Raw genomic sequence first — 17,720 nt, 5'->3', positions numbered from 1 at the left:
CTTGCAAAAGTGTAATGCTTTTGCAAGGGCTCTATGAGACAAATACCGGGAGCAAAATACAATGAAGCAAAGTCGTGTGGTCAATGTGCTTTTCGTGGCGCCTTGTGTTCTGGCATTTACCATGATAATCGTCATTCCATTCTTTTTTGGTCTGTATTATTCCATGACAGACTGGAATGGGGTAAATAATGCCGTCAATTTCGTAGGATTGAAGAATTTCAAGACCTTGCTTGATTCTCCTGAATTTTTATATTCCTTTTTGATTACTATTGAGTACACGCTTATCAACATCGTGTTCGTCAATATCGTGAGTTTCGGACTTTCGTTGATGGTAACCAGCAAGCTTAGCCGGCGTAATTTTTACCGGGCTGGTTTCTTTGTCCCTTACCTTATCGGCGGCATCGTTTTAGGGTACATCTGGCAGTTTATCCTGAACAATATCTTGGTCGATATCGGCAATACGTTATCAATCGAGATGCTCCAGACTTCGTTTCTCAGCCTTCCCAATACTGTTATATGGGCAATGGCTACAGTGAACACCTGGCAGTATGCCGGTTATATCATGTTAATCTATGTCGCCTCGATCCAAAGCATTCCATCTTCGCTCATGGAAGCAGCGAGTGTCGATGGTGCCAGTTATATTTCCCGGGTAGTCCATATCCTTATCCCTATGATGGCAAATGCTTTTACCATCTCACTCTTTTTGACTTTGACCACTTCTTTCAAGCAATTCGATATGAACCTCACCCTGACCAATGGTGGTCCTGCTACCAGGTTCCTCGATATGCCGGTAAAAGCCAGCCAGCTACTGGCCATGAACATCTTCAGTACGGCCACGGCTAACCGGATGGCAGAGGCACAGGCCAAGGCAGTAGTTCTGTTTATCGCACTCCTTGTGGTATCTCTGATCCAGGTTTCAGTGAATAAAAAGAAAGAGGTGGAGATGTGATGAATACAAAACAATTGAAAAAGAAGCCCCAGCGTACCGTAAAACCAGCTATGGTCGTACTTGAAATCGTAGCGGTTTTCCTTTTCGTCCTATTCATGATTCCCTTTGGGATGGTCGTGCTCAATTCAGCCAAGACTTCCAAGGAAATCATTTACAACGCCATTTCCCTGCCTACCCGCTGGAATCAGATGATGACCAACGTCATGCTTATCTTCAACAATGCCACTGTCGATTACCAGGGAGCTTTCATCGATAGCATCCTGATTACTTTTTTCTCGCTTCTGGTCATCGTTCTCTTTTCTTCCATGTGTGCCTGGGTACTGGTACGTAATAAGACAACATGGTCCAGAATACTGTTTATGACTTTTGTCTCTGCTATGGTCATTCCGTTTCAGGTGCTGATGTATCCTCTGGTCCGTTGGATGAGGGTAAGTGGAGATTTCCTGCATTTCCGTCTGCTTGGGACCATCCCCGGTATTGTGTTTGCCTATCTTGGGTTCGGATGTTCACTCTCGATTTTTATTTTTCATGGGTTTATCAAGAACATTCCCTACGAGCTTGAGGAATCGGCGACTATCGATGGTTGTTCACGGGGAAGGACTTTTTTTGCAATTGTATTCCCTTTGTTGCAACCGATTATCATCACAGTCCTGATTTTGAACGGCATCTGGATCTGGAACGATTATCTGCTTCCCCTGCTTATGCTCGGGTCCAACGGCGCTGTCCAGACGATACCGATAGCGGTCACAGCCTTTGCAGGCGCTTATTTGAAACAATGGGATTTGATTTTGACCTCAACCCTTATTGCCATGCTCCCCATCATTATTCTGTATCTTTTTGCACAACGGTACATTATCAAAGGCATGGTAGAAGGTTCTATAAAATAATGTTACGGAGGATTCTATGAAAATTGTTCTAGTCGGTGCAGGTAGCGCCCAATTCGGTTATGGAATGCTTGGCGATATATTTACCAGCAAGACGTTGGCAGGCAGTGAGATTACCCTGCTCGATATCAATGATAAAGCCTTGGACAGTGTGTTTCGTACTGCAAAAGCCTTTATCGAACAGCATGCACTCAAATATAGTGTGCACGCCACGACAGACCGGAAAGTCGCATTCAAGAATGCCGACTTTATCATTTCCTCCATTGAGGTAGGGAACCGTTTCCAATTGTGGGATGAGGACTGGAAAATCCCGTTGCAGTACGGGGTGCATCAGGTCTACGGTGAAAACGGCGGTCCCGGGGGGGTCTTTCATTCCTTGCGTATCGGCCGGGTAATCCTTGAGATTGTAAAAGATGCAGTGGAAATATGCCCTGATGCTTGGATTTTCAATTTTTCAAATCCTATGACTTCCATCTGCACCACGGTCAACCGGGCCTATCCTGAGGCCAAATTTGTCGGCATGTGCCATGAAATCGGCTGGCTTGGACGATGGTTGCCCCGCATGCTGAATATGAAACTTGAGGACTTGCATTTCAGGGCCGCAGGGCTCAATCATTTCAGCTGCATGCTTGAACTGACAGACAGAAAGACTGGTAAGGATCTCTATCCTGAGGTTCTGAAAAAAGCAGAGGCTTTTTTCGAGCGTGAACCTGGGTACAGTGACTTGCTGGACGAGTACCGCAGGACCGGAAACCTCGATGCTGCGGAAAAATTTGAAAAAGGGCATTCAGATAAAAAAAGCAGTTATATCTGGGCAGACCGGCATCTGGTCCAGTTTATGCTCAAAAACTACCGGTTGCTCCCCATTACGACAGACAGCCATTTCGGCGAGTATATATCTTGGGCCTGGGATGTTGCCGACCACCGGGGCATCCTCGATTTCTACGATGTGTACAAAATAATGCTTACGCAAGAACTGCGCCATGATATAAAACTTGAAACAGCTGAAAGGGTTGTCCCGATCATCGATGGAATACTCAATGACAGTGGCTATGAAGAAGCTGCAGTAAACGTTCAGAATAACGGCCTTCTTGAGGATTTGCCCTCCTGGATTGCCGTTGAAGTCCCTGCAATTATCAATAAAGACGGGGTGAACGGTATCAAGATGCCCAATATTCCCAAGGGCTATCTCTCCTTGCTCAGGTCCTATACGAGTGTGTACGATTTGACTGCCGAAGCGATTATCCATGGGAAGAAAGACTATGTAATCCAAGCCATGCTGGCTAATCCCGTGGTACATCAGGCCTCGCAAATCGAAGCGATGGTAGATAGAATGATTGACCAACAGCAGAAATGGCTTGGATACCTGAAGTAAAAGAGTATCCAATGTCTACAATAAAAGAAATTGCACAGAAAGCGGGGGTAAGTCCTACCACGGTAGCCAATGTACTGCACGGGAACCTTGGGAAAGTATCTCCTGCTACGTGTAAAAAAGTTCAAACCTTCATAGAGAATGAAAAGTATGTCCCCAATATGGGGGCAATGATTCTTGCGCACAGCAATTCGCGCATCATCGGTGTAATCATGTTCATGGAGCCGCGGAGTGAAGAAACGGTTCTTGAGGACCCCTTTTCGTCTGCCATGCTGGGTGCCATGGAACGCGAAATCCGTGAGAACGGGTATTTCGTAATGTTGCACACCACTAGTGATGAGGATGAGGTAGTCAGGCTCTCAAAAGCCTGGAAACTTGATGGATTGCTTCTGGTTTGGGTCCCTGGGGAAATCTGTCGTGTCATCAGCGCAAACATCGATACCCCCTTGGTGTACATCGATTGCTATTTTACCGACAACGAACGGGTGTATCACAACATCGGCCTCCAGGACCGGCGAGGAGGCTATGAGATTGCACGGTATTTACTCTCGATGGGACATACCGACATAGTTTTTCTTGCAAACAATCAGCTGGTTACCGGTGGAGACCCAGTGCGTTTCATAGGGTGTCAGGAGGCCTTTGGGGAGCAAGGGCAGACCTTGGGTGCGGAAAGGTATAAGCCACTGCCCAATAATCGTGGTAAACGGGAAATCCTGTACAGGCAATTGGCTGAGGATACCTCTCAGTGTACCGCCCTGGTTTTTTCTGCTGACTATTATGCCGCTGAGGCTGTTTCGTATTTGAAGGAGTGTGGGATCGAAATTCCTGGAAAAATTTCAATAACCGGGTTTGATGACAATATTTTTTCCCGCTTGGTGCAGCCACGGTTGACTACGGTTCACCAGGATACAGGAGAAAAGGGTAGGCTTGCCGTTGCAATGCTCATGAAGCTTATTCGCAAAGAACCGTTGCAAGAGATAAACATCCAGCTTCCCATACGTCTTGCGATACGGGATTCGGTACAAAGACTCAACTGAGCCCAGCATCGAGCAGAGAAGAGGGAATTGCATCCCGCTGATAGCCACATTCTTGTTTGTGCTCAATGAAAAAGGACCGGAATCACCGATTCCAGTCCTTTTTCATATTTATATATAATCGGGCAATTCAAACGATGCAATTGGTGCAACGCCTAAAGCCTTTGAGAGAAGCAGCCAGGTTTTGCTTTATGCGTTCCTACCATGGCAGTTCTTGTACTTCTTGCCTGACCCACAGGGACAGGGATCGTTTCTCCCGACCTTCGGGGTCGTTCTCCTGACTGTTACCGGGGAGGTTTCCCCGCTTTGTTGTCCACGGCCCTGGGCAGCTCCCCCGTTACTACTGAAAGCACCCTTTGCATTATGGGTTTCCACGGTCCTGTGGGAAGAAGCCTTCCTTGCGTACTGGTCATCGCTATGGGTAATCTGGACACGTACAAGGGTGTTGGCCATGAAGGCCTTGATATCCTCGAGCATCTGGGTGAAAATCTCAAATCCTTCTACCTTGTATTCGACCAAGGGATTCTTCTGTGCATAGGAACGAAGTCCTACTGCATCCCTGAGGTCCTCCAGGGCAGTAAGGTGATCCTGCCATCGGATATCAATCTGCCTGAGGTAGTTGAAACGAAGGAAGTCGTTGAAAGGTTTCTCGCCGGTGAGCTCTACCTTGTCGTTTACCTCCTTGTCGATGCACGTGATGAGATGGGCTTTGTACTCGTCTTTTGTCGCGTCTGCGGCCAATGGGGGGACGGTAAGGTGAAACTGAGCCTCAATTTCCTCAAGAATCTTGACACCGGGTTCGTTATCTTCCTTGGAAGCGGTGAAAGCGCTGTCTACGATGGCATCTGAGATCTCATGGCAAGCCTTCATGACCCGTTGCAGCAAATGCTCATCGGTAAGGATGGCATCACGTTCGCTGTACATGAAGTTGCGCTGTTCATTCAGTACATCATCATAGTCCAAAAGATGCTTCCTTATCTCGAAGTTCCTGTCCTCAACCCGTTTCTGTGCCTTTTCGATTGCGTTGGAGAGCATCCTGTGCTCTATGGGCTCCCCGTCCTGCATGCCGATCTTGCCCAGCATCGACTTGATATTGTCATTGGCGAACAGTCTCATCAAAGAGTCGTCGAGGGACACATAGAACCGGCTGGTACCAGGGTCTCCCTGACGGCCGGCGCGACCGCGCAACTGGTTGTCGATACGCCTTGATTCATGGCGTTCGGTACCCATGATGTACAAGCCGCCGAGCTGCTTGACTTCCTCGTAATCTTTTTTCCATGCAGGGTACGCTTGTTTGGTAGCCTCCACCATTTCAGCAGGGGTTGCCTCGGTTCCGCAAATCCTGTGGGCCCTTGCCTCAAGGCTTCCGCCCAGCTTGATGTCGGTACCGCGACCTGCCATGTTGGTTGCAATGGTAACTGCCCCCTTGGCACCGGCCTCCTCGATGATCAGGGCCTCGCGCGCATGGTTCTTCGCATTGAGGACCTCGTGCTTGATTCCCATCTTCCTGAGGAGGACAGAGAGCATCTCACTTTTTTCGATACTGATCGTACCGACAAGGATTGGCTGCCCGGTCTTGTGGACCCGCTCGATTTCCTTGCAGATAGCCTCATACTTGAACTGTTCGTTATAGTAGACCAGGTCAGCGTTATCTTTCCTGATGACCGGTTTGTTGGTCGGGATTACTACGACATCGAGGTTGTAAATTTTCAAAAATTCAGGGGCTTCGGTATCTGCAGTACCGGTCATACCGCTGATTTTTTCATACATCCTGAAAAAGTTCTGGAACGTAATAGTGGCGAGTGTCTTGTTCTGGCCAAGGATCTTGATCTTTTCCTTTGCCTCGATAGCCTGGTGCAGACCATCGCTGTAGCGTCTGCCATGCAGGATACGCCCGGTGAACTCATCGACAATCTGGACCTGGCCCTCTGCCACGACGTAGTCTACATCATTCGCATAGAGCTTCAGGGCCTTTACCGCCTGGGTCACATAGTGCACATACTCGAAGTTCTCATCTTCATAGAGGCTGCCGGTGATGGTATGGTTCTTTTGCAGCAACTCCTCCATATGGTTCATGCCCTGGTTGGTGAAAGATACTTTTTTCTGTTTCTCGTCCAGCCTGTAGTCGCCGCGGTCATCGAAAGCCTCTGCCTTCTTGTCGAAGCGGGCGAGGGGGTCCGGTTCGTAATAATCGCCGGTCTCGGGGTTTTTCTCGCATTCAACCAGGGATGAGGCAATTTTCTGGGCTCCCATGACCTGTGCCGAGTCATCCTCGCTCTGGCCGCTGATAATCAGAGGGGTACGGGCTTCGTCGATGAGGATGGAGTCGATTTCATCAATGATACAGTAATGATGCTTGGGCTGGATCTTCTCGGCATAGGACCATTTCATGTTGTCCCTGAGGTAATCGAACCCGAATTCGTTATTTGTCCCATAGGTAATGTCGGCGTTGTAGGATATCCGTCTCGACTCATTGTCCATGTTCGAGAGAATAACCCCTACGCTCAGTCCAAGGAATTCGAACACAGGACCCATCCAGGAAGAGTCACGGCTGGCGAGATAGTCGTTTACCGTGATGATGTGCACGCCTTTGCCTTCGAGGGCATTGAGATAGGCCGCGGGGACACAGGTAAGGGTCTTTCCTTCACCAGTCTTCATTTCCAGGATGTTGCCTTGGTGCAGGACTGTGGCACCCATAATCTGCACATCGTAATGACGTTCCCCCAGCACACGGAAGGCAGCCTCCCTGGCCAAAGCAAAAGCTTTCGGCAGCAGGCTTTCAAGGGAAGATCCATTGGCAACCTGTGCTTTGAAATCAGCAGTCTGAATAGGAAACTGTTCGTTACTAAGGCTTTTTGCCCACGACTCTTCTGCATTTACACGCTGTATCACAGGGTAGAGTCCCCGCAAATCTTTTTCTTGTTTGGTCCCAAAAACCTTGGTAAAAAATGAAGTTCCCATTGATGACTCGCTTCTTGAGGTAGATTATGCACTTTTTTCGTACTGTACCAGTATACTCATAACCACCAAGAGAGAAAAGCCTAACTTTTTGAATTTTATGTGGCAAAAATACCCGTATTGTATCAAAATGATACAATCTTGATAGTCGGTATTTCTCGTTTGTGCTATACTCTGCCTATGTTGGTCTGTTATACAGGTGGCGGCACCCTCGGGCACATTCTCCCGGCTCTTTCCGTGCATGAGGTACTCAAAGAAGAAAACGGGTACCGGTGTTTCTGGATAGGGAGGGAGGATGAAGGCGAAAGGGCTGCAGTCGAAAGGGAAGGCATTGCTTTCCATGCAATACAGAGCGGGAAGTTTCGCAGATATGCCTCGGTGCAGAACCTGTCAGATGGATTCCGACTTTTCGCCGCATTTTTCCAGGCCCTTTCGATCCTGAAAAAGGAAAGGCCGGATATCCTGTTTTCCAAAGGCGGCTTTGTCTCCGTACCCCCTGTCTTGGCTGCCCGCGTTCTGCACATTCCCATTGTCACCCACGAGAGCGATGCCTCACCTGGTCTTGCTACAAAGCTCATAGCCCCCTTTGCTTCTGCCATATGCCTTGGATACGAGAGTGCAGGTGCAACACTCCCCCAAAAAAAGATAGTGTATAGCGGCAATCCAATCCGTACAGCCCTGCTGCAAGCGAGCACTTTTTCAATTCGGGAACGGTTGTCCCTCAGTTCGGACCTCCCTTTGGTGTTTGTCATGGGGGGGAGCCAGGGTGCTATGCAGATAAATGCCCTGGTGAGGGAAAACCTCGATGCCCTGTGCGAGAAAGCCTTTGTCTACCACCAGTGTGGAAAACGTGATTTCATGGAACTGAAACACAAAAACTACCTGGCTGTCGACATGGTCGGCGACGACATGGCTTGCCTGTACCGTGAAAGCACCCTGGTAGTCTCACGCGGCGGGGCAGGGGCGCTCAGCGAATTGGCCTATTTCGGTTGTCCCAGCATCATAGTACCGCTTTCTTTGGGGTCGAGAGGGGACCAGATTGCCAATGCCTCTCTCTTGAAGGCAAACACGGCAGCGGTAGTGCTCGAATCTGCAGTCGATGCGAAAAATTTTCTAGAAGCTGTTACCTACCTGTTGGAGAATAGTGAGAAACGAAGTATCCTTTCACAACATATCAAAGAAATGGCAATTGCCGATTCACAGCAGATAATAGCCTCGGTCATCAGGTCGAAGGCAATTATATAAAAAGGAGATGAACAATATGGATTGGGGATTAACGATAGGTTCTGTCTATTTCAATTCGATCGACATCATTGTATGTACCCTTGCAATCGTAGGTGGTATCGGGGGAACCTTGAACGGTTTTGCCGACTCCTTCTCCCATAGGGCAGGGTTCCTCGCGGGTTTTGCCATAGGGCTCATGTTTACCAAGATCCTCTCGGAACTGCTGGTGGAATCTTTCGGGCTTCCCCTTTTTGTTGCGAGCCTCTTCTCCTTTGTCTTCCTTTTCTTGGTTGGGTACGGGACCTTGCGTTTCGTCGGCAACCTCTTGGAATCTGCATTGGAAGGTATCGGGCTCAGGCCGGTCAACTCGCTGCTGGGATTCGTCTGGGGCGTGTTTGAGATGTTGGTGCTTTTGAGCATTATCCTCTATGTCCTTGAATTGCAGGATACCTTCAATGTCAGTAAATATCTGGATGCTAGTCAGTTTGTACTGCGCTTTGTTCGCCCCTTGGTCCCCGAGACCGTCGATTGGATAACAACCCAGGTAAGTAGCGCACATGTTTGAGAGCCTCTATGAAAGCCAGAGAGAGATAGCTACCCAGCTCGCAAACCAGATCGGGGGGGAAACCTTCAGCCAGGTAAACCTCTTCGGGGGGAACCGTTACAGCCTGCGAATGACTACAGCCCTCGAGACTGCGAGGATCCTTTCCTGCCAGGGGGACAGGAGCGAACACTGCAGATGCGATAGTTGCAGGAAATTCGAGTTGCTGACAACCACCAACCTGGTTATCGTGAGCCAGCGTGACCACAACAGGGTAATCGAGACAGCGATCAACAGCTTTATTCGGTTGCGCAATGATTTCTCCAGGCGTTTCTTGATACGAAATACCCGTGTTTTTCTGCTTCAGTACCATGGGTCGCTGATGAGCGGTTCCCAGACGCAGGCACAGAGTGCCAACTATGACAATGCCTCATTGGTGAATGATTTGCTGATGGATCTCTCAGCTTTGAAATCCGATATCACGGAAAAGGAGGCAAAGGCAATCGCCCAAGCCCTCCGTTCTGCATTGAAGCCCCTGTTTCTCTCTGCAAAGCGGAATACCACCATTACCGTGAATCAAGTGAGGGCCCTGGAGGAATGGATAAACGAAACCAGTGCCCGATCACAGAAGCGATTCATTATAATCGAATCGCTGGAACAGGCAAATGCCTCAGCTAGGAACGGTCTGCTCAAGATGCTCGAGGAACCTCCTGCGGATGTGTATTTCACCTTGATCTCGGAATATCCGGGAAGGATCATGCAGACTATTCTCTCAAGGGTCAGAAAGTATTCTTTTGCGCCGCTCAGAAAGAAGGCAGTACAGGCCCTGCTTGCACCCTTTTTCCTGGGTGACCAGGAATATGACGATCTGGAACAGTTTTTCCTGCAAGGCGGCGGTCTCGACCTGGCCGAGGCAAAAAAACAGGTTTCGCTTGTCACCGATTCACTGGCGAGCAATACCTACCTTGGTACAGAGGCTTTCAGTGCATTGCTGGCGAAGGTTGATGAAAACGATAGTTATGAGTATCTTCTCAAGGGAATACTTTCCTCTGTGGAACAGCAGTTCATAGAGGGTACTGTTTCCTATGACAGGGCCCATCTTCTGGAGGCGCTCGTATCAGCCTCGCTGAGCAATGCCCAGCGGTTCAACCAGAATAAGAAACTGATGTTCGAGGCCCTGTATTATTCCATGATGGAGAAGCAATGAATAATTTCGTTCACCGTGCAATATTGAAGATTGACCAGCTGGATACCCGCCAGATTGTCAATCTCCTCAAGAGCCAGGCAAATGACGTCGAAATGCTGGAAAATGTACTGGAATCAATCCAGGACGGGGTTATTTTGACGGACAGCAACCTGATAATAAACTACGCGAACTCAAACTGCCCTTCCATGGTTCCCATGGCAAGGAAAAAGAACTACGAGGGATTGCCCCTGTGCAAAGTCCTCGAAGACAGGCAGGTTGCCAAATATATTATCCTTGCAGTCCATAACAGGGCCGAGGATCTGGATAATGAATTCACCTTCCAGCGGGGGGGAAAGATCCAGACCATTGCCATTACCGTTTCCATGTACCGTAGCAAGGAACTGAAGGACCTCTCCAGTTATGTTATCAGGTTTACCGATGTTACAGAGCGTAACGCGAGTGAGGCTCGGTTGAGAAGGACGGAGAACCTTGCTTCCATGACAACCATGGCTGCAGGGGTTGCCCATGAGATCAAGAATCCTTTGGCGGCTATGGGCATTCACCTGCAGTTGCTAAAAAAGGCATTCGTCCGTAAGACTTCCCTTACCCTCGATGATGCCCAACGCTATATTGATGTTTTGGACGAAGAGATAAACAGGCTCAATTCGATTGTTGTCGATTTCCTTTTCGCTGTCCGTCCCATGGATACGCGTCTTCGCCTAGGGTCTTTGGAGAAGACTCTCAAGGAAATCTGTAATTTTGTGGAACCTGAGCTCAATGAGCACAAGGTTACCTTGGTGAGGGACATCGCCACTTCGCTGCCCAGGCTGGAATTCGATGAGAACCTGCTCAAGCAGGCTTTGCTCAACTTGATCAAGAATGCCATGAATGCCATGGAAAACGGCGGGATGCTTACCCTGCAGGCTAGGCTTGACGGGAATCTTGTCAGCATCAAGATAGTCGATACCGGTACAGGAATGTCTGATGAGACCCTCCTGAAGATATTTGAACCTTACTTCACCACCAAGGCTACCGGTACCGGACTGGGTTTGACCGTTGTGTATAAAATAATGAAAGAACATAAGGGTGATATCACCGTCACCAGCAAACTGGGTGAAGGTACCTGCTTTACCCTGACATTTCCTGTCCCGAGGACCGAGCGTCTTGCTTTGGGTAATGAGCCGGTAACCTGCGTGGCCAGTTCAATCGAGGAGGTTCCCGATGAAACGGACAATCCTGATTTGCGATGATGAAAAGAATATCCGCAGTGGCCTTGCCATGGCGATGGAGCTGGAAGGGTATGCAACCTTCGCAGCCGAAGACGGTGCCGTTGCCTGGGATTATCTTAACAAACATGATATAGACCTAGTGATTACCGACTTGCGCATGCCCAACCTCAGCGGAGAGGCTTTGCTAAAGAAGATTGTCTCGGCCTATCCTCGGCTACCTGTGGTCATTTTGACCGGTCATGGGACAATCGAGACTGCAGTCGAGGCGATGCGTATGGGCGCTGTCGACTTTTTTACCAAACCGGTCGATCTCGACCGTTTGACTTTGGTCGTGAAAAAATCCTTGTCGAACAATGACCTGTATGCCGAACACGAGGAATTGAAAAAAGAAGTCGCCCAGCTGAAAGCACGCAACAAATATGACCGTATTATCGGAAAGAGCCAGAAAATGGTAAACCTGATGGATATCGTTTCACAGGTTGCCCCTACAAAAGCCTCGGTACTCATAACCGGGGAAAGCGGGGTGGGCAAGGAACTTGTTGCCGATGCCATCCACGAGCTCTCCAACCGGTCGGAGGGCCCTTTTATCAAAGTCCACTGTGCAGCCTTGACCTCGTCGCTGTTGGAAAGCGAACTGTTCGGTCATGAGAAAGGTGCCTTCACTGGAGCTGTGGCCTTGAAAAAAGGACGCTTCGAGCTTGCTGACGGTGGAACGATATTTCTGGATGAAATCGGGGAGATCGATGCCTCGACGCAAGTCAAACTGTTGCGGGTCCTCCAGGAAAAACAGTTCGAACGGGTAGGCGGGGAGAAATCGGTCTCTGTCGATGTTCGCATAGTCTGTGCCACCAATAAGGATTTGCAGAAAGAGATCGAGAAGGGAAATTTCAGGGAAGACCTGTATTACCGGCTCAATGTCGTTCACCTCGATGTCCCCCCCCTCAGAGACAGGAAAGAGGATATCCCCTTGTTGATGACTTCCTTCCTTACTTATTTCAACCAAGAGAACGATAAGCATATTGAAGGCTTTGCCCCTGCTGCAAAACGGGCTTTGCTAGCCTATGACTGGCCGGGCAATATCAGGGAGCTGCGTAACTGTATAGAAAGCGCAGTAGTTCTTGCCCGCAGTACCATAATTGAACCAGATGATCTGCCCCCTGCGGTAAGCAAGGCGGAGAATCCGGCACTGCTTTCCCTTGAAGTGGGGATGACCCTTGAGGAAGCGGAGAAACGTTTGATTGTTTCCTCGTTGGCCCTCTGCGGGGGAAATAAGACGAAAGCGGCAGAGATGCTGGGTATAGGGCGCAAGACCCTTCACCGGAAACTACAGGAATACCAAATTGACCAAGACTGATATTTACGGCATTTTCGACAAAGGGGGAACCTTGGAACAAAGGTTCCCTTCCTATGAGTACCGAGAGGGTCAGCTTCTTATGGCTGATTTGGTGAGGGAGAGTTATGATAGTAATGCCATTGTTGCAATTGAGGCAGGCACAGGTATCGGCAAATCCTTCGCGTATCTGGTACCGGCCCTGTATAATGCCATGCAGAATACTGATGAACGGACGGTAATCGCAACCTCAACCATCAACTTGCAAAAACAGCTGTTTGAAAAAGATATCCCGATGCTTTTCAAGTTGCTCAACCTTTCCTGCAAGGTTGCCCTTGCCGTAGGAAGGGGGAATTATCTCTGCATCCAGCGGTTTGTCCAGGTGCGTAGCGATGCCTCGCTCCTCGCCCAGGACCCTGACAGTGAGCTGTATCAGCTTTCACAATGGGCGAATGAGACAGAAACGGGACTCAGAAGTGATTATCCGAACAGGCTTGGGGAAATCTGGTCTGAGATATGCTGTGACGGGGATTTGTGTCCGGCCCATAAATGCTCCTATTTCCATGATTGTTTTTTCTTTAAGGCGAAGCAGAAGGCTAAAGAAGCGAAAATCATCGTGAGCAATCATCATCTGTTGTTTACCGATGCCCATAGCCGTTATGAAAGCAATATCGAGTATACAGAGGAGGCTGTCCTGCCTCCTTACAACCGGCTCATCATCGATGAAGCACATAATATCGAGCAGAATGCCTCTGATTATTTCACTGCTGAATATGATTCGAAAGAAATGTTGCGCCAGATTGGCTGGATCGAGCGGTCAGGCCGGTATTCTTCACACTCCCTGCTCGAACAGCTTGGGCAATATGCACAGGACCCTGATCTGATAGATAGGATCCATGACGATATCCATTTATTGTTGCAGGAAGTAGGTACCTTGGACCAATTCCTGCTTGCGGTTTTCAACAAGAATGATTTCCAGCCTGTATTGATAAAGGCCGAGCAGCAACATCGTCTCAGCGGTTTTGTTGAGCAGGCAACCAAGGTGGCCCAGGCGAGCGGTAGGCTTGCAGCTAAGATCAATGCGTTTCTGGAACATAACAAGGCTCCTGAGGAACTGGATGGCAAGATAACTGAGCTGAAGGTGAGAGGGACCAGGATAGCTTCCCTCAGTGAAGTTCTGAGCCATTTCTGTGATTTTACTTCCTGGGGGGACGATATCCATTGGTTCAATGCCGAGTCCTACCGCAATACCAAAAATGTCCAGGTGATGATCACCCCGCTATCGATAGCTCCGCTTTTGGTAGAATCTGTCTTCAAGAAACTCGATACGGTAGTCTGTACGTCCGCAACCTTGGATCTGAACGATAATTTTGCGTTCTGGGGAAGCCGTGTGGGATTGCCCTATGACGAGATACGTCCCTATCACAGCGAATCATTTTCCTCTCCCTTTGATTACAAGAATCGGCTGTTGCTTTTGACTCCTTCCGATGCCCCCCTTCTCACAAAGGATAATGAGGAACAGTACGTTTCCTACATGTGCGAAACCATTTTTTCAAGTATCCGGTCCGCCGGGGGCGGTTCTCTTGTCCTTTTTACTTCCTATTCCATGTTGCAGAAGGTCAAGGAACGGTTGGCCCCACGTTTTGCACAGGAGAAGATGGAATTGCTCTGTCAACGTGATATGGACAGGTATACATTGCTCAATAAATTCATTTCGGACAAGGATAGTACGTTATTTGCGACTTCTTCCTTCTGGGAGGGGGTCGATGCCCCTGGCGATACGCTTCGTATGGTTATTATCGTGAAGCTTCCGTTCAATGTGCCGACAGACCCTGTATTCAAGGCAAGGTGCGAGGCTATCGATAAAAACGGGGGGAGTGGATTCTTCCAGTTGGCGTTGCAGGAAGCTACCATGAAACTCAAGCAGGGTTTTGGGCGCCTCATGCGCAATACCGGTGATACCGGGGTGGTTTTAATCTTGGATAGCAGGGTGATGACCAAGAGCTACGGGGTCTACATGATGCGTTCTCTTCCAGAAAGTTATCATCCTGATACGGAAACCTCAGGAATATGTGATAAAATCGAGAATTTCCTCTATGCTGATTAATCGGGTTTTTATCGGAACGACTAAGGAAAACGGGAAACTATAAATCTGTATTACGCCATTGGAAAGGAGTATGCATATATGAACATCAAAGCAGAATTGGAAAAAGTAATGGATGTTTCAAAAGTAATGCAATTAAATACTTTTGAGATCGAGCCATTGGCAGTTAAGGCAATCATGATAAACGAGGTTGTTCCTTCTGACCCTTTGCAGGATTTCTATGGGCAACCTGATGCAGATTATGTAAAAACTATAATTCCTCTTTTTCAAAAAGCAGGTTGTAAGGTTTCTACCATCCAAGATATTTTGCAAATGGGTGTGTATATTACAAATGCCGTCAAAACTCCAAAATCTCAATATGTAATTGAGAAAAGCAGTATTGAAAACAGTTTGCCGTATTTAGAAAAGGAAATAGCCCTGTTTCCTAATGTCAAAGTCATCATGCTTATGGGTGATGTCGCAAAAAAGGCGTATAACCTGATATCAAAAAAGGCAACAAAGAAAAATGCCATACCTGCTGTCTCCACATATAAATCAAGAAATAACGAATTCTATTATGGAAGCATCAGGATAATGCCCTCTTATTGTATTACAGGTAAGAATATATTGATCGAAAAATCAAAATTTGAAATGGCAGCCGAGGATATTGCCATAATGCTAGATATAATTACCTAACAAACGTCCCTTTTTACCAAAAAGAAAATGCAGTGCCTCTTTATGTAAGACACTGCATCCATCAGGTTCATACCTGTTAGGAACGTTGTTTTTAAACAGCCTTTTTCCCCTTAAGGTCAATTATGGCTACTCAATGATGGCAAGGATATCCTTCATGCTGAGGATGAGGTATTCCTGTCCGTCGGCCTTTACACTGGTTCCAGAGAATTTGTCATGCATGACACGGTCGCCTACCTTGACGGTGACTTTGACTTTGTCTGTTCCTTCTCCAACCGCAATAACGGTTCCGATCTGGGTTTTTTCCTGTGCCGTCTGTGGGATGTAGATGCCGCTTGCGGTCTTTTCCTGGACTTCTTCAATTTTGACTAACACTCTGTCTGCCAAAGGTCTAATTGTCATTGTATCTTCCTCCAAACAAATAATTGTTTTGTGTGCTCGCGAGGCATTGCCCTCGCTTTTGCTAATATAGTGAAAAGAACAGGTAGTGGCAAGTAAAAGATTTGTATCATGGGATATGGTCTATGGAACGAGATATATAACAAAATGGTGTGATATCTTTGCACAGTGCGAAATTTTGTGTGGTTTTGAGTTGCCGATATACATCGCCCTTACTATATTTCCTATAGCTGGAGAGGATGCCACTACATATGGAAAATGTAACCAAAGACGAAAAACAGTTAATGCTAAAAGGAGAAGCGGGGTTTCTTTCCCCAGAGGCTACCCTTGAGCAAATTTGGCAACATTTCTATGAACTTGGTTGCCTGTTTGCAAAGTCTCAGAATCTTGTAAGTTCCCTTGGTTGTTTCATTGATACCTTTTTGATAAGGGGGAATGAAATACACTGCCAAGACAGGGAGTGGATTGATTTTTTCAGGCAACAGTTTGCAGTGTACCTGCTGGGGAAAAAGAGTATCAGTTGTTCCCTGAGTGAAGGGGATATGATTCATGATTTTCTCAAATGCGAGTATGAGGAAATCCGCAAGGAAATGGAGCAAAGCGAGTTTCCTTTCTGTTGCGAGGACATGCATTCTTGGTTTGCTTCCTTTGAACTCGATTTCCCCTGGAGTTTGGAGGAAATGGGTCAGGAATGGTCCATCGGGTAACAGAAGGAACACCCCTTTTCCCTTGAATGGGTCAATATGTCCCTGTTTTTCCCATTATTTTCCGGCATGTGTCAATTTGATACTATAAATACGTATTGTTGTTCTATTAGTTTTAGTTATCAGCGGTAAATTTTGTAGGTAAAAATTATTAATCTTATATTTTGTAACAAATAAAAAATACTCAGTAAAAGTTGGCACGTATCCTGCAATTACCTTTCCATAACCCGATGGAGGGGAAAAATGATGAGTACTAAACAAAACATGCTGAATAACAATGATGATAGATATGCCTATGACGATGCCAATATTCTTACAATGTATTTGAAGGAAATCAACAGGATTCCCCTTTTGACCAATGAAGAAGAGTTCAAACTCGCAAAACGGGTACAGCAGGGTGATGAGTTTGCCAGGAAGCGGATGATTGAATCGAACCTTCGCTTCGTAGTGAATGTTGCGAAGAAATACCAGAACCAGGGAATTCCCCTCATCGATTTGATCGATGAAGGGAATATCGGTTTGATGACGGCACTGGAGAAGTTTGACCCTGACAAGGGCTATCACTTCATCAGCTACGCCGTGTGGTGGATCAGGCAGTCAATCATGAAGGCAATCTGTGAGAAGAGTAGGGCTGTTAGGCTCCCGCTCAACAGGACCAATGAGTTGCTGCAAATTCAAAAGGCTCAGAAGTCCTTGATGCATACCAAGAGTACCGAGGACCCCACTATGGAAGAAATCGGGGAATTGACAGGCCTTGACCCCTCCCATGTGGCTGACTTGCTTGCTATCAGCCGTGAGATGGTCAGCCTCGATGCACCGGTATTCAATGATAACGGGAATAGCAATGTCGGCGATTTTGTAGAAGATACCGGCCGTTCACCCGAAGACTCCCTCCTCGAGGGCTCATTGAAAGCAGATATTTCAACAGTATTGTCAACGCTCAGTGACAAGGAACGGGATATCATTGAAATGCGGTATGGTCTGGAAGGAAAAGCTCCGATGTCCCTCAAGGAAATCGGTGAACTCTACAACCTGACCAAGGAAAGAATTCGCCAGATCGAAAAGAAAGCCCTTGAGAGATTGAAGAATCCTTCGAGAAGCAGACTCCTGGAGAGCTACACAGCCTAACTGCAC

Annotated in this window: 15 protein-coding genes; 13 read left to right on the top strand and 2 right to left on the bottom strand. The window is 47.7% G+C overall.

From position 1 onward, the window contains the following. Nucleotides 1-61: 61 nt before the first annotated feature. The 4 genes from SPIGRAPES_RS02800 to SPIGRAPES_RS02785 are packed head-to-tail and all read left to right on the top strand — an operon-like array spanning nt 62 to nt 4,242. Nucleotides 62-949 carry a carbohydrate ABC transporter permease gene (locus SPIGRAPES_RS02800; RefSeq protein ID WP_014269265.1) on the top strand — a complete coding sequence of 296 codons (888 nt, stop codon included), beginning with the start codon at nt 62-64 and terminating at the stop codon, nt 947-949. Further along, the gene (locus SPIGRAPES_RS02795; RefSeq protein WP_014269264.1) at nt 949-1,836 is read left to right on the top strand and encodes a carbohydrate ABC transporter permease; all 888 of its coding nucleotides are present in this window, start codon (nt 949-951) and stop codon (nt 1,834-1,836) included. Before SPIGRAPES_RS02800 ends, SPIGRAPES_RS02795 begins: the two co-directional genes overlap by 1 nt. A gap of 16 nt (nt 1,837-1,852) precedes the next feature. Further along, nucleotides 1,853-3,208, top strand: a complete 1,356-nt coding sequence (locus tag SPIGRAPES_RS02790) for a family 4 glycosyl hydrolase (protein WP_014269263.1) — start codon at nt 1,853-1,855, stop codon at nt 3,206-3,208. A gap of 11 nt (nt 3,209-3,219) precedes the next feature. Further along, a complete protein-coding gene (locus tag SPIGRAPES_RS02785; protein WP_014269262.1) occupies nt 3,220-4,242 on the top strand; it encodes a LacI family DNA-binding transcriptional regulator in 1,023 nt (340 codons plus the stop codon). Nucleotides 4,243-4,428: 186 nt separating this feature from the next. Here SPIGRAPES_RS02785 and secA read toward each other — a convergent pair whose 3' ends face one another. Beyond that, a complete protein-coding gene (gene secA, locus SPIGRAPES_RS02780; RefSeq protein ID WP_014269261.1) occupies nt 4,429-7,200 on the bottom strand; it encodes a preprotein translocase subunit SecA in 2,772 nt (923 codons plus the stop codon). Between the two features lie 138 nt (nt 7,201-7,338). Between secA and murG the strand changes: the two genes are divergently transcribed. The 7 genes from murG to SPIGRAPES_RS02745 all read left to right on the top strand — a co-directional run bounded on the left by murG (nt 7,339) and on the right by SPIGRAPES_RS02745 (nt 15,486). After that, nucleotides 7,339-8,442: an undecaprenyldiphospho-muramoylpentapeptide beta-N-acetylglucosaminyltransferase gene (gene murG, locus SPIGRAPES_RS02775; protein ID WP_215904765.1), complete on the top strand. Its 1,104-nt coding sequence runs from the start codon at nt 7,339-7,341 to the stop codon at nt 8,440-8,442. Between the two features lie 16 nt (nt 8,443-8,458). Further along, nucleotides 8,459-8,986: a CvpA family protein gene (locus SPIGRAPES_RS02770; protein ID WP_014269259.1), complete on the top strand. Its 528-nt coding sequence runs from the start codon at nt 8,459-8,461 to the stop codon at nt 8,984-8,986. Continuing rightward, the gene (locus SPIGRAPES_RS02765; protein ID WP_014269258.1) at nt 8,979-10,169 is read left to right on the top strand and encodes a DNA polymerase III subunit delta'; all 1,191 of its coding nucleotides are present in this window, start codon (nt 8,979-8,981) and stop codon (nt 10,167-10,169) included. The genes SPIGRAPES_RS02770 and SPIGRAPES_RS02765 overlap by 8 nt, the downstream gene beginning before the upstream one ends. Further along, a complete protein-coding gene (locus SPIGRAPES_RS02760; RefSeq protein ID WP_014269257.1) occupies nt 10,166-11,398 on the top strand; it encodes a two-component system sensor histidine kinase NtrB in 1,233 nt (410 codons plus the stop codon). Before SPIGRAPES_RS02765 ends, SPIGRAPES_RS02760 begins: the two co-directional genes overlap by 4 nt. Further along, complete coding sequence (locus SPIGRAPES_RS02755) at nt 11,370-12,731, top strand: sigma-54-dependent transcriptional regulator (protein ID WP_014269256.1); 1,362 nt, start codon at nt 11,370-11,372, stop codon at nt 12,729-12,731. Before SPIGRAPES_RS02760 ends, SPIGRAPES_RS02755 begins: the two co-directional genes overlap by 29 nt. Continuing rightward, on the top strand, nt 12,718-14,814 hold the full coding sequence (locus tag SPIGRAPES_RS02750) for an ATP-dependent DNA helicase (protein ID WP_014269255.1): 2,097 nt from the start codon (nt 12,718-12,720) through the stop codon (nt 14,812-14,814). Before SPIGRAPES_RS02755 ends, SPIGRAPES_RS02750 begins: the two co-directional genes overlap by 14 nt. A gap of 78 nt (nt 14,815-14,892) precedes the next feature. Beyond that, nucleotides 14,893-15,486 carry a uracil-DNA glycosylase family protein gene (locus tag SPIGRAPES_RS02745; protein WP_014269254.1) on the top strand — a complete coding sequence of 198 codons (594 nt, stop codon included), beginning with the start codon at nt 14,893-14,895 and terminating at the stop codon, nt 15,484-15,486. A gap of 126 nt (nt 15,487-15,612) precedes the next feature. Here SPIGRAPES_RS02745 and SPIGRAPES_RS02740 read toward each other — a convergent pair whose 3' ends face one another. Beyond that, nucleotides 15,613-15,885, bottom strand: a complete 273-nt coding sequence (locus SPIGRAPES_RS02740; RefSeq protein WP_014269253.1) for a co-chaperone GroES — start codon at nt 15,883-15,885, stop codon at nt 15,613-15,615. Nucleotides 15,886-16,133: 248 nt separating this feature from the next. Here SPIGRAPES_RS02740 and SPIGRAPES_RS02735 point away from each other — a divergent pair, with 248 nt between their 5' ends. Together SPIGRAPES_RS02735 and SPIGRAPES_RS02730 are read left to right on the top strand one after the other, a co-directional pair. Then, nucleotides 16,134-16,589: a hypothetical protein gene (locus tag SPIGRAPES_RS02735; protein ID WP_014269252.1), complete on the top strand. Its 456-nt coding sequence runs from the start codon at nt 16,134-16,136 to the stop codon at nt 16,587-16,589. Nucleotides 16,590-16,832: 243 nt separating this feature from the next. Beyond that, a complete protein-coding gene (locus tag SPIGRAPES_RS02730) occupies nt 16,833-17,714 on the top strand; it encodes a sigma-70 family RNA polymerase sigma factor (protein ID WP_041384896.1) in 882 nt (293 codons plus the stop codon). Nucleotides 17,715-17,720: the final 6 nt, after the last annotated feature.

The organism is Sphaerochaeta pleomorpha str. Grapes, from assembly GCF_000236685.1.
Lineage (GTDB): Bacteria > Spirochaetota > Spirochaetia > Sphaerochaetales > Sphaerochaetaceae > Sphaerochaeta > Sphaerochaeta pleomorpha.
The sequence above is the reverse complement of the archived record's forward strand: the minus strand, read 5'-3'. Positions and strand labels throughout refer to the sequence as shown.

Coding starts and splice junctions, on each gene's coding strand:
- SPIGRAPES_RS02800 (WP_014269265.1), top strand. CDS start 62: ATGAAGCAAAGTCGTGTGGTCAATGTGCTTTTCGTGGCGCCTTGTGTT.
- SPIGRAPES_RS02795 (WP_014269264.1), top strand. CDS start 949: ATGAATACAAAACAATTGAAAAAGAAGCCCCAGCGTACCGTAAAACCA.
- SPIGRAPES_RS02790 (WP_014269263.1), top strand. CDS start 1,853: ATGAAAATTGTTCTAGTCGGTGCAGGTAGCGCCCAATTCGGTTATGGA.
- SPIGRAPES_RS02785 (WP_014269262.1), top strand. CDS start 3,220: ATGTCTACAATAAAAGAAATTGCACAGAAAGCGGGGGTAAGTCCTACC.
- secA (WP_014269261.1), bottom strand. CDS start 7,200: ATGGGAACTTCATTTTTTACCAAGGTTTTTGGGACCAAACAAGAAAAA.
- SPIGRAPES_RS02770 (WP_014269259.1), top strand. CDS start 8,459: ATGGATTGGGGATTAACGATAGGTTCTGTCTATTTCAATTCGATCGAC.
- SPIGRAPES_RS02765 (WP_014269258.1), top strand. CDS start 8,979: ATGTTTGAGAGCCTCTATGAAAGCCAGAGAGAGATAGCTACCCAGCTC.
- SPIGRAPES_RS02760 (WP_014269257.1), top strand. CDS start 10,166: ATGAATAATTTCGTTCACCGTGCAATATTGAAGATTGACCAGCTGGAT.
- SPIGRAPES_RS02755 (WP_014269256.1), top strand. CDS start 11,370: ATGAAACGGACAATCCTGATTTGCGATGATGAAAAGAATATCCGCAGT.
- SPIGRAPES_RS02745 (WP_014269254.1), top strand. CDS start 14,893: ATGAACATCAAAGCAGAATTGGAAAAAGTAATGGATGTTTCAAAAGTA.
- SPIGRAPES_RS02740 (WP_014269253.1), bottom strand. CDS start 15,885: ATGACAATTAGACCTTTGGCAGACAGAGTGTTAGTCAAAATTGAAGAA.
- SPIGRAPES_RS02735 (WP_014269252.1), top strand. CDS start 16,134: ATGGAAAATGTAACCAAAGACGAAAAACAGTTAATGCTAAAAGGAGAA.
- SPIGRAPES_RS02730 (WP_041384896.1), top strand. CDS start 16,833: ATGAGTACTAAACAAAACATGCTGAATAACAATGATGATAGATATGCC.